The sequence below is a fragment of the Caballeronia sp. INDeC2 genome (genome assembly GCF_023631325.1).
In the GTDB taxonomy this organism is placed as follows: Bacteria; Pseudomonadota; Gammaproteobacteria; order Burkholderiales; family Burkholderiaceae; genus Caballeronia.
Map to the genome: position 1 here is coordinate 350,346 of NZ_JALQDG010000042.1, position 11,137 is coordinate 361,482.

11 protein-coding genes and 1 pseudogene are annotated in these 11,137 nt (G+C 64.6%); 4 read left to right on the forward strand and 8 right to left on the reverse strand.

What is annotated here, in order from left to right:
* Positions 1–19: 19 nt before the first annotated feature.
* Positions 20–670, reverse strand: a complete 651-nt coding sequence (bluB, locus tag NCS28_RS28810) for a 5,6-dimethylbenzimidazole synthase (protein ID WP_250517185.1) — start codon at positions 668–670, stop codon at positions 20–22.
* Positions 671–952: 282 nt separating this feature from the next.
* Between bluB and NCS28_RS28815 the strand changes: the two genes are divergently transcribed.
* From NCS28_RS28815 to NCS28_RS28825, 3 genes are all read left to right on the forward strand, one after another.
* Entirely contained in the window at positions 953–1,432 is a 480-nt protein-coding gene (locus NCS28_RS28815) for a hypothetical protein (protein WP_250517186.1), read from the forward strand.
* A gap of 7 nt (positions 1,433–1,439) precedes the next feature.
* Complete coding sequence (locus NCS28_RS28820; protein ID WP_250517187.1) at positions 1,440–3,767, forward strand: M48 family metalloprotease; 2,328 nt, start codon at positions 1,440–1,442, stop codon at positions 3,765–3,767.
* A 126-nt stretch (positions 3,768–3,893) separates the two neighbouring features.
* The gene (locus tag NCS28_RS28825) at positions 3,894–4,358 is read left to right on the forward strand and encodes a ribonuclease (RefSeq protein WP_250517188.1); all 465 of its coding nucleotides are present in this window, start codon (positions 3,894–3,896) and stop codon (positions 4,356–4,358) included.
* 10 nt (positions 4,359–4,368) lie between these two features.
* On the opposite strand, the pseudogene NCS28_RS28830 reads toward NCS28_RS28825, so the two are convergent.
* Positions 4,369–5,615 (reverse strand): annotated as a pseudogene (locus NCS28_RS28830) (NAD(P)/FAD-dependent oxidoreductase).
* A 148-nt stretch (positions 5,616–5,763) separates the two neighbouring features.
* Between NCS28_RS28830 and NCS28_RS28835 the strand changes: the two are divergent.
* A complete protein-coding gene (locus NCS28_RS28835; protein ID WP_502801246.1) occupies positions 5,764–6,480 on the forward strand; it encodes a class I SAM-dependent methyltransferase in 717 nt (238 codons plus the stop codon).
* 51 nt (positions 6,481–6,531) lie between these two features.
* On the opposite strand, the gene NCS28_RS28840 is transcribed toward NCS28_RS28835, so the two are convergent.
* Genes NCS28_RS28840 through NCS28_RS28865 form a run of 6 tightly spaced genes read right to left on the reverse strand, consistent with a single transcriptional unit; the run spans position 6,532 to position 11,135 of the window.
* A complete protein-coding gene (locus tag NCS28_RS28840; RefSeq protein WP_250517190.1) occupies positions 6,532–6,966 on the reverse strand; it encodes an excinuclease ABC subunit A in 435 nt (144 codons plus the stop codon).
* Positions 6,967–6,990: 24 nt separating this feature from the next.
* Positions 6,991–7,416, reverse strand: coding sequence for a hypothetical protein (locus tag NCS28_RS28845; RefSeq protein WP_250517191.1), 426 nt, complete (start codon positions 7,414–7,416; stop codon positions 6,991–6,993).
* A gap of 59 nt (positions 7,417–7,475) precedes the next feature.
* Complete coding sequence (locus tag NCS28_RS28850) at positions 7,476–8,699, reverse strand: beta-ketoacyl-[acyl-carrier-protein] synthase family protein (protein WP_250517192.1); 1,224 nt, start codon at positions 8,697–8,699, stop codon at positions 7,476–7,478.
* Positions 8,696–9,922: a beta-ketoacyl-ACP synthase gene (locus NCS28_RS28855; protein ID WP_250517193.1), complete on the reverse strand. Its 1,227-nt coding sequence runs from the start codon at positions 9,920–9,922 to the stop codon at positions 8,696–8,698. The genes NCS28_RS28850 and NCS28_RS28855 overlap by 4 nt, the downstream gene beginning before the upstream one ends.
* A complete protein-coding gene (locus NCS28_RS28860; protein ID WP_250517194.1) occupies positions 9,922–10,647 on the reverse strand; it encodes a 3-ketoacyl-ACP reductase FabG2 in 726 nt (241 codons plus the stop codon). Before NCS28_RS28860 ends, NCS28_RS28855 begins: the two co-directional genes overlap by 1 nt.
* Positions 10,644–11,135, reverse strand: a complete 492-nt coding sequence (locus tag NCS28_RS28865; protein ID WP_250517195.1) for a hotdog family protein — start codon at positions 11,133–11,135, stop codon at positions 10,644–10,646. The genes NCS28_RS28860 and NCS28_RS28865 overlap by 4 nt, the downstream gene beginning before the upstream one ends.
* Between the last annotated feature and the right edge of the window lie 2 nt (positions 11,136–11,137).

The following is an 11,137-nucleotide window of genomic DNA, read 5'->3' on the forward strand; positions in this document are numbered from 1 at the left end:
AGGGTCCGTTGGTCGCTTGCTAATCCCTTGGCGAAGGCCATTCATTCTCGAACACACATTCGTCGATGGAACGCCGCTTCGCCCAATGCTCGGTCTCGAGCATCGGTGCATCGTAGTAGCGATCCACATGCCCCACGCAAAGAATCGCGACCGGTTTCGCGCCGGCCGGCATGTTCAACAGCGCGGCGACTTCATGCGGATCGAAGAGGGAAACCCAGCCCATTCCGAGTCCTTCGGCGCGCGCGGCGAGCCACATGTTCTGGATCGCACAAGCCACCGAAGCGAGGTCCATTTCGGGAAGCGTGCGTCGTCCGAATACATGCGCTTCGCGACCGTTCATCAGCGCCATGACGAGCACCTCGGCACAGTCGCGCAAGCCTTCCACCTTGAGCCGCATGAACGCATCGCGTCGTTCGCCGAGGGCATCGGCGGTGAGCAGGCGTTCGCGCTCGACAGCATCCCGCAACTGCGTGCGAATCTCCGCACACGTGATGCGCAAGATGCGCCAGGGCTGCATGAAGCCGACGCTCGGCGCATGCAGCGCGGCATCGATGAGCCGCTGCATGACCGGCGGCGCGACGGGATCGCTCACGAAGTGACGCATGTCGCGACGCTCGTGAATGGCGCGATAGACCGCTTCGCGATCCGCCTCGCTGAATGCTTTTTCCATGGATATCGGTGAAGGTTCACTTTGTCGACAAGCATGATACTGCGGTGGCTCGGGTCGTCGCCGGGAATAACGCCTACAGCCAAGGCCCGAGCGGGATATGTGCCCACGTCCCCGCGAGCCGTACGATCAGCGGAACCGGCTCTTCGGAAAAGACCGGTCCCTTTCCCATTCGGCCAAATCACCCACTCAATCCGTTATCCAGAGCAATTCCCTTTGACATCGGCGAGGGCGAAACCTAACGTTCAAGCCGAACACCACGGATTCCCAGTCGGAGGCCGGCTCATGGACAATGCCGCTGAACGCGATCTGATCCGCGACCTGTCTCGCGATGTCCTGACGCAAATCGCGCCGCAAGAGCTTCCTCTCTTCACGACGGTCAGCGCGGCCTGGTTCGCCGATCCGGCCGCCGCGAAGAAGGCCTCGAAAGGCCGCGATGCCGCCCTCGGCTTCGGCACCGATCCGCTCTCGATCCTCATCACGCCGCTCATCCTTCAGGTCGTTTCCGAAATCGTGCCGATACTGGGCGGCATTGCGCTCAAGGCGACGGAAACCGCCGTCGGCGAAGAGGTTTCGACGCTCGTCAGGAAGATGTTCCGGCGAGAAGAGGCCGATGCCGACACCGCACCCGCGTTGACGAGCGAGCAATTGGGCGAAGTCCATCGGCACGTGATCGCGGCCGGCGAACGCCTGCGTCTCGAATCCGCGCAAACGCAACGGCTCGCCGATGCCGTCGTCGCCCAGTTCGTGTTGCCGAAAGAGTGATTGCACCGTGCCGGAAATCGACGTCTCGGCGCGGCGTCGGCGGCGGCTCAATCCGCTGCCCTTTCCGTCTGACATTACGCTGCGATTCGATCTGCTGATCGTTCTCGTCGTCTGCATCAGCAGCCAGTTTTACGCGCATTTCTGGGAGAGCTTCCATCTCGAAGGAAGAGACGCGCTGACGGCCTGCGCGTCGAACATCGTCACCAACGTCTTCGAATCCAGCCTGCGCGCGCAGGACGTGCTGGCGGCGTCGGAACTGCGCGCGGGATTCGCTGCGCAGGTTGCAACCTGCATGGCGCTGCTCAGGCCGCAATCGGCGTGGAAAATCGTCGGGGTTATCGTCACGCTCGCGTTCGGGGCGCTGGTCTACTGGTTCTTTCCCCGCTGGAAGCTGAAGACGGAACATCTCGCGCCGATCGGCAAGGACGATCCTCCCGGCCTCTTCGGTGCACTCATCAGCCTTTGCGAAGAAGCGCAATTGAGGCCGCCGCCTTCCTTCGTCTGGAACCCGCTCGCGAACGGTCTGCCCGTGACATTCGGACGACGCGGCGACTACTACGTCGCGCTGAGCGGCGCCTTCGTTGCGCACTACTTTTACGCCGACCGGTCCGCGTTTCGCGCGATCATCCTTCACGAACTGGCGCACATTCGCAATCGGGACATCGACAAGACCTTCATGACGATCTCGGCCTGCCTCGCGTTCGTCATCGTGAGCGTCGTTCCCCTGATAGGAATCACGCTGTTCGGCGGGCGCGTCTGGCAAGAGTCCTTGTTCCTGCTCGCGAAGACCGCGTTATGGATCGCGCTCGTGCTGCTTTCCGGCGCGTCGGTGCTGCGCGTTCGCGAGTTCTATGCGGATGTGCAGGCGTCGCAATGGGATGGATCGGCCGCGCAGGTCGATCGCGTGCTCGCGCGCATGGGCGCCGCCGCGCCGCGTGGCCCGGCTGCCTGGCTGAGTCTGCATCCGCGCGGCGAGGCGCGTCGCGCCGTGCTCGTCGACACCACGCCGCTCTTTCGACTCGGCAAGTGGGATGCGCTCGGCATCGGCTTTGCGGCGAGCGTCGTCATCGAGACGGCGCAGGGTCTGTTGATCGGATTCGTTCCTGCCGGTTCGACGGTCGCGCTCGCGCGCATGTCCGTCGTGGCGACGCTGGTCATGCCGCTCGTCGTGATGACCTTCGCGATCGGCGCACTCAGCACCGGCATCTGGCGCGGCGCTTACGCGGCCGTGCTGAACGGCCGCGATCCCGTGAAGGGCACGGCGGCTTGCGGCGCGGTCTTCGCGCTCGGCTACTTCCTGAACCAGTTGTTGATCGGCGCGGAGTTTCTCTGGGGCGGCGCATCGGTGCCTCGCATCGGCGTGGACACCGCGACGACGCTGCTCGAGGTTCATGTCATCGCCCTCCTCTTCGCGATGATCGGATGCTGGCTGATATCCGACTGGATCGCGCGCGCGGCGGCCGCGTGGGTCGACGTGACCGTGAAGAGCAGCTCGCCGTTGCCGGTGCTGATGCTGACGGGCGGCATCTCCGTCGCGATGGTCGCGGGCATGTTCGCGTGGGGCGCGTTTGCGTCGGCATCGCTCGTGGCGCTCGGGCCGCACAATACGTTCTACACGTCGCTCGTCATGATTGCGCCGCCGCTGGTCGGAGCGGCGCTCGCGGCATGGCTCTTCCCCTGGTCCGCGCGATGGTTCGGCCGCGCGCGCCGCGAACGGTCCATATCCGGCTGGGTGTTTCTCGATGCCGAACCGCATGTCGAACATTCGCTGCGTCTCGCCGAATTCCGTCCAGCCCGCGCGATATCGACAGGCATCGTCGCCGGGCTCGTGTTTTGTCTCTGGATCGAACTGCTGAGATACCGCACGTTCTTGCCCGTTGGCGTCGGCGTTGCGATCCACGCGCCGTTCTCCGCGCTTCTTCGCATCGCGGAGCGCGCGGGCAGCAGCGGCTATGCGCTCATCGTGCCCATCGCGCTCGTGGCGGCGCTGGCGGCGATCACGGCCGCGTCGCGTCCGGGCGCGTTCAATGCGCTCTATGGCCTGTGCGCCGGGTCGGTCGCGGGCATCGTGATGAGCATCGGCGGGCTGGTGACAATCGACCTGAACGCGAACTCGACGCTGGAGTCGAGTCTGACATCGGTTCTGCTCTATCTGTGCGTGGCGTCGCTCGCGACATTCCCGGGCGCGATGGCGGGCGCGGGTGCCGGGAATGTGCGCGGGAAGTGGCTCGGCGCCGCGCCGCGCCATGGTCTTTCGTTCGCGCAAAAGGCCGCTATCGTCTCGCTCGCTCTCGCGGTGCTCGCGGGATGGATCAAGTCGATATCGGACATTTGATTCGGACGCCGCTTGTCCGACAAAAAGCGCCAATTCCCAGACGAACGTTGATTCGCTTCGCTATTAGCGATACCTTTACATCCATCCGTGTCGTCGAATTCTCGCCAACGAATGGGGAACCGTTTCGTGAAGAAAGCGTGGCTTTTCTCCTGCATCGTTGCTTCGAGCGCGATCCTCTGCGGATGCGGCAAGGGCGGATCGCAAAGCGCCACGGATGCATCGGGCGCATCGGGCGCATCCGCGAGCCAGGCGCCGGTACAGCCGGTACAGGGCGCGAGCGCAGCAACCGCCGCATCGGGCCTGCTGGGCGACATCACGAAGGCGCAGTTGCCGAGGGAAGCCGCCGAAACACTCCGGCTGATCAAAGCGGGCGGCCCCTTCCCTTTCGGCGAGGACGGCGTCCTGTTCCGTAACAGTTCTTCTTTGCTGCCGAAGCATCCGCGCGGCTATTACCACGCGTACACGGTCCGCACGCCCGGCTCGACGGATCGCGGACAGCGCCGAATCGTATGCGGCGGACCGCGCAAGCAGACCGGCGACTGCTATTACACCGACGATTACTACGTCAGCTTCAAGCGCATCGCCGAATAAAGACTGCCTGTCAATCGCGCCGCGTGCATACCTCGTGCAGTGTGTTCAAGCGCCGCACCGGTTCGACGACATAAGGATTCGTCTCGTCCCACGCGTACCCGGCCAGCACCGCGGCGATCATCCGGCGGATGGCCGGCGTCTGTTCGCGTGCGAAGATGATGTCCTGCAGTTTCCCCGTGTACCAGTTTTCGACGAACGCGCGGAACGTATCGATGCCCTTGCGCAACGGCTTATCGTAGTGCGCCTGCCAATCGACGGCCTCGCCCTTCAACTGACGCTCCAGCGTCTGAACGGCGAGATGCGCGGATCGCAGCGCGATCGTCACGCCCGAAGAAAACACGGGGTCCAGAAACTCGCCCGCATTGCCGAGCAGCGCGTAACCCGGACCATGCAGCCGCTCGACGTTCGCCGAATAACCGCCGATATGCCGCACAGGCATCAGAAAAGGCGCATCGCCGATCAAGCGATTCAGCGTCGGCTCGCTGCGGATCAGGGCACGTAGCTTCGCCTCGCGCTGCGCTTCCGCCACACCGAGAAACGCCGCTTCCGCGACACATCCGACGGACGAACGTCCGTTCGCGAGCGGAATCATCCAGTACCACACATCGCGATGGTCGGGATGCACGGCGACCGTGATCTTGTTGCGATCGTGCGCTTCGGGCGGAATGCCGTCGCGCACGTGCGTGAAGATCGCCGCGCGCGTCGGCAGGCGCGTCGGCGCTTCGAGATTCAAAAGACGCGGCAGCACGCGGCCGAAGCCGCTCGCATCGAACACGAAGCGCGCATGCACTTGATATCGCGTGCCGGCTTCGTCGGCGACTTCGAGCACCGGCGCGTCGCCCGTCTTCATCGCGAGCACCGAATGGCCGAAGCGCACTTCGGCGCCCTGCTTCGCCGCGCGGCGAATCAGCAGATCGTCGAACACCGCGCGCTCGACCTGGAATGTCGTGCCCCAGCCGTCCGAGTGCTTGTCGCGGAAATCGTAAGCCGCCGCCTGATCGCGATGGACGAATTGCGCGCCGTTCTTGTACTGAAAGCCCGCCTCGACGACGTCCTGCAACATGCCCGCTTCTTCGAGATACGCCATGCTTTGCGGCAGCAGACTTTCGCCGATCGAGAAGCGCGGAAAGTGCTGCGTTCGAGCACGAGCACCGACCGTCCCGCTTTTCGCAGCAGCGCCGCTGCGACCGCGCCCGAAGGGCCGGCTCCGATTATCGCGACATCGACGGAGGCATTCATCGAACATTCCTTATTCATTGCTATTTCTCATGAGGACGGCTTCGAACCGTAGGGCAAATACGACGCTCGCGCGCCGAATCAACGATTACAATCCAGCCACCCCCGCATCAAAGAGTTACTACTTTTTTTACCGGATTCAATTGTGCAGAACACCGAATCATCCAGCGTGCCGTTCGTTTCCGAAACGGCGTTCGGCGTCTGGTTCCTGCGCACGCATACGTGGGAACATCACGTGCTGCGCGTCGCCATCGATGACCTCAAAGGCCTGATCGACGGCCCCCTGCCCGCTCGCCCCACCATCGTCGATGTCGGCTGCGGCCAGGGTATTTCGTTTCGACTGCTGGCGAAAGCGTTTGCGCCGCGACGCATCGTCGGCATCGACTTTCACAAGCCCTCGCTCGACCTCGCCATCAAGGCCGCGCGCGCGTGCGAGCAGGATGCTGCCACAGCGGCGACGCGCATCGAAGTGCTGCACGGCGACTGCGCTAATTTGCCACTCGGCGACGCGAGCGCCGATATCGTCTTCTGTCACCAGACGTTTCATCATCTCGTCGAGCAGGAATGCGCGCTCGCCGAGTTCCGCCGCGTGCTCAAGCCGGGCGGCGTGCTGCTCTTCGCCGAATCCACGGATGCGTATATCAAGTCGTGGGTCATCCGCCTGCTGTTCCGCCATCCGATGCACGTGCAAAAGAGCGCGGACGGTTATCTCGACATGATCCGCAACGGCGGATTCAGCTTCGGTTCCCAAAACGTCTCGCTGCCCTACTTGTGGTGGAGCCGCGCGAAAGATTTCGGACTGCTGGAGCGTATCGGCCTCTACACGCCCAAGCCCGGCAAGCGGCGCGAAACGCTCGTCAACGTCGCGGCCATCAAAACCAACTGAGTGCGAAGCGAGGCGCGCATCTGAACAACGCGCCGCGCTTTCGTCTCTGCCTCACTTCTTCAGCGTCACCACTTCGCCCTTCAGCGCGACGCCCGCGACCATCGCGCCCGCGCCGCAACTGAACTGCGTCGCGCTTTCGAACTCGACATTGCGGTAGTTGCTCTTGATGTTGATGACCGCGTTGCCGCCCTCCTTGCGCACGCGATCCTGCAACTCGCGCACCGCCGACAGAAACACGTGCTGGCACGCCGCTTCATCGCTCTTGTTGAACGCGTTGGTCTTCTTGTTGGTCGCGAATTCGCCGAACGACTTCGCGACGCCCGGATGTTTCTGTCCCGCGAAATAGAGCGCAATGTCCGGATCGACCTTGCCGCTCTCGCTCTTCAGCGCGGATTCGACGGAATAGTTCGCGACCGTATCGCGGGCAAACGCTTGCGACGACATCAAGCCCGCAATCAACGCTACGCACATCATCTGACGCTTCATGTTCCGAACCTCGTGCTTGCGTGATTATTCGGTTTCGAGCAGAACGACATCGCCGCGCACTGCGATCGTCGAGCCGTTATTGCTCGAACCGCAGGTGAACTCCTTCGACGACGACGTTTCCGTGTGTTGAAAGCGCGTCGTCACGTTGACGACCGCGTTCGCGTGATGCGCGCTCGCGTAATCGCGCAACTGTGCGAGCGCCTGATTCAGCGCGGTATTGCACGTCGCGTCCTGTCCGCTCATTTCGCGTGCGACCCGCGCGCGAACTTCCTTGGTTTCGATCAGCGTCTTCACTTTCGCATGCGGCTGATCGCCGAAATACAGCGGCACGCCTTGCTTGTTTTGCGCCTGCACGTCGGCGGGCACCGGCAGCGAGCGAATCTGCGTCGTACATCCGGCTTGCGAAATCACAATGCCGGCGATGATCCCTGACACGAACTTTGTTTTCATTCTTCTTCACTTCCGTTTGTTAATCGATTCAAGCCCGTAACCGCGCCGACAGGCAGCGCTCAAACCCTGTTGAACATCAGGCTCACGCAGCTTCCGCCGAAGCCGAACGACACCGACATCGCACGCTCGATGCGTGCTTCGCGCGTGGTCTGCACGAGCGGCATGCCCTCGACGAGCGGATCAGGAAACTCGACGCGCCCCGTTCCCGCGATGAACCCGTCGCGCATCATCAGCAGCGTATAGATCGCCTCCTGCGCGCCGCATGCGCCGATCGAATGCCCCGTCATGCTCTTGGTCGATGAAAACGGCGGCACGCGCGCGCCGAATACGTCGCGCAACGCGCGCAGTTCTTCGGCATCGCCGAGCGGCGTGGACGGCGCCTGCGTGTTGATGTACTCGGGCAATGCATCGACGCCGAGCGCCATCCGCAACGCGCGCGCGATGCCCTCGCTGTGCGGCGTCACCATGCCTGCGTGGTCGGTGCTCTCGCCGAAACCGGTTAACTCCGCGTAGACGCGTGCGCCGCGCTCAAGCGCGTGATCGAGCGATTCGAGCACCAGCACGCCCGCGCCCGAGCCGATCACGAAGCCGTCGCGCGAGGTGTCGTAGGGACGCGAAGCGCGCGCGGGCGTGTCGTTGAAGCTGCGCGACAACGCGTGCATCGCATCGAACATCAGCGTCATGTTGTCGTGCAGCGCTTCGCTGCCGCCCGCGAGCACGACCTGCTGTCGGCCCGTCTGGATGAGCTGCATCGCCTGCCCGATGGCGAGCGCGGATGTCGTGCAGGCCGACGATGGCGAATACGCGACGCCCTCGATGCCGAACGCCTGCACGACGTTCGCCGACGCCGTGCTGCTCATCGCGCGCGGGATCGTATAAGGCGGCGCGCGGTCGACGCCATGCGCGCGCACGGCGGCCATCGCCAAGTCATACTCCGCCATCGCGCCGACGCCCGAGCCGATCACCGCGCCCGTCTTGGGCGAATGCAGCGTCGCGTCGTCGAGGCGCGCGTCGTCGATCGCCTTTAGCGCCGCGTGACACGCGAAGCGCGCCGTGTCGCCCATGAAGCGCTCCAGCTTGCGGCTGAACGGCGGCTCGCCGGCCACCGACGCGACCGCCGCAACCTGCGAATGAAAGCCGCGCTCGCGCCACGCGTCGATGCGCGTGACGCCGCTTCGGCCTTCGCGCAAGGCGCGGCTCACGTCGTCGAGCGAATTGCCGAGACACGAGACGATGCCCATGCCCGTCACGACGACGCGTTGCATGACCCGCGTGCCGCTCATCGAACGCGCCGGAAAATCAGCGACGTGTTGATGCCGCCGAACGCGAAATTGTTGCTCATCGCGTATTCGGCGTCGATCGCGCGCGCTTCGCCCCTGATGTAATCGAGCGGCGCGCACGCGGGATCGATCTCGGTGAGATTGAGCGTTGGCGCAAACCAGTTGCGCTTCATCATCTCGATGGTCCACCACGCCTCAATCGCGCCGCATGCGCCGAGCGTGTGCCCGACAAAGCTCTTGAGCGAGCTGATCGGCATGCGCTCGCCGAAGATCTGCGCGGTCGCCTGGCTTTCCGCGATATCTCCGCGATCCGTCGATGTGCCGTGCGCGTTCACATAGGCGATCGCCTGCGCATCGAGCCGCGCGTCGTCCAGTGCGAGCTGCATCGCGCGGGCCATCGTGCTCGCGGTCGGCTGCGTGATGTGCGCGCCGTCCGAGTTGCAGCCGAAGCCGACGATCTCCGCGTGAATCGTCGCGCCGCGCGCCTTCGCGTGTTCGTATTCTTCGAGCACGAGCGTCGCCGCGCCTTCCCCGACCACGAGGCCGTCGCGTTTCGCATCGAACGGGCGCGGCGTGAGCTGCGGCTCCTCGTTGCGCGTGCTCGTCGCGTAGAGCGTGTCGAACACGGCGACGGCCGGTCCCGACAATTCTTCCGCGCCGCCCGCGAGCATCATCGTCTGCTTGCCCGTCGCGATGGCTTCGTATGCAAAGCCGATCGCCTGGCTGCCCGACGCGCACGCCGACGACGCCGGAATCACCCGCCCCTTCAGATCCCAGAACAGGCTCACGTTGACGGCGGTCGTGTGCGGCATCATCTGCACGTAGCTGTTCGACGTGACCTCGGTCATCGAGCCGGTGTTGAGCATCGTGCCGAACGCGCGTATCGGCGCGACCGAGCCGGACGACGAACCGTACGCCACGCCCATGCGCCCGTCGCCGATGGACGTGTCGCCGGCGAGGCCCGCGTCCGCGAGCGCGAGTTCGCTCGCGCGCACCGCGTACATCGAGACGAGGCCCATCGAACGCGTCTTCTTGCGCGGCCAGTCCGCAGGCTGCCTGAACGCGGGCAGCGGACATGCGAGGCGCGTATGCAGCGCTTCGAAGAAGTCCCATTCGTCGATGCGGCGCACCGCGTTGCGGCCCGCCTTCAGCGCGGCTTCGACATCGTTCCAGCAATCGCCCAGCGCCGTGACGCCGCCCATGCCCGTAATGACGACGCGCTTCATCAGATCATCCCGCCGTTCACGCCGATGACCTGACGCGTTACATAAGACGCCGCATCCGACATCAGAAAGCCGACGACGGCGGCCACTTCGCCCGGCTGGCCCACGCGGTTCATCGGCACCGTCTTCAACACCTGTTCGACGGGCACGTTATCGAGCATGCCCGTTTCGATCAGCCCCGGCGCGACGCAGTTGACCGTCACGTTGCGCGACGCGAGTTCGACCGCGAGCGCCTTGGCCGCGCCGATCAGCCCGGCCTTCGCGGCGCTGTAGTTCACCTGCCCGCGATTGCCGATCACGCCCGACACCGATGCGATCGTCACGATGCGCCCGCCCTGCTTCGCGCGGACCATAGGCATCGTCAACGGATGGATCACGTTGTAGAACGCGTCGAGGCCCGTTTCGAGCACGACGTCCCAGTCTTCGCCAGTCAGCGCGGGAAACGCGGCGTCGCGCGTCACGCCCGCGCTGCACACGACGCCGTAGTACGGACCATGCGCGGCGACGTCGGCTTCGAGCGCCGCGCGGCAGGCGGCGCGCTCGCGCACGTCGAACTGGACGACGCGCGCCGATCCGCCCTGCGCGGCGATGCCCGCGGTCACCGCTTCGGCTTCGGCGCGGCCCGTGCGGCAATGCACGGAAACGGCGAAGCCGTCCGCGGCCAGTTGATAAGCAATGGCGCGGCCGATACCACGGCTCGCGCCCGTTACGAGAACTCGACGGCTCATGCGCTCACGCTCCCTTCGATGAACGTCTGAAAATCATGGGGCTGAAATACTTTGATGACGGCATCGGCGTAACGCTCGCCGTCGTGTTCGATCGTGCATTCGTACGCGCCGTGGCCTTCTTCGCTGCGCAGCACTTCGCGCACGCGGATCGCGAGTCGCGCGCCGCTTGCGAACGCGCTCGCATGCGCCTGATAACTGCGCGTGCCGAGCAGCACGCCGGGACGCGCGCGCCCGCCCGCGCGTATCGCGATCAGCGAAACGTGGGCGGCCACGCTCTGCGCCATCAGTTCGATGCCGATCCACACGGGCATCGCGCCGTGCTCGTTGGCGTACCACGCGTCGGGGCGCACGGTGGCGTGCGCGGTCAGCGTCTCGTCGTCGCACGCGGTCACGGCGTCCAGCAGCAGCATCGTGCCGCGATGAGGAATGATCGCTTCGATCGCGGGAAAGGTCGTGTCGGTCGTGTCGGTCGTGTTGTTGATGGTCATCG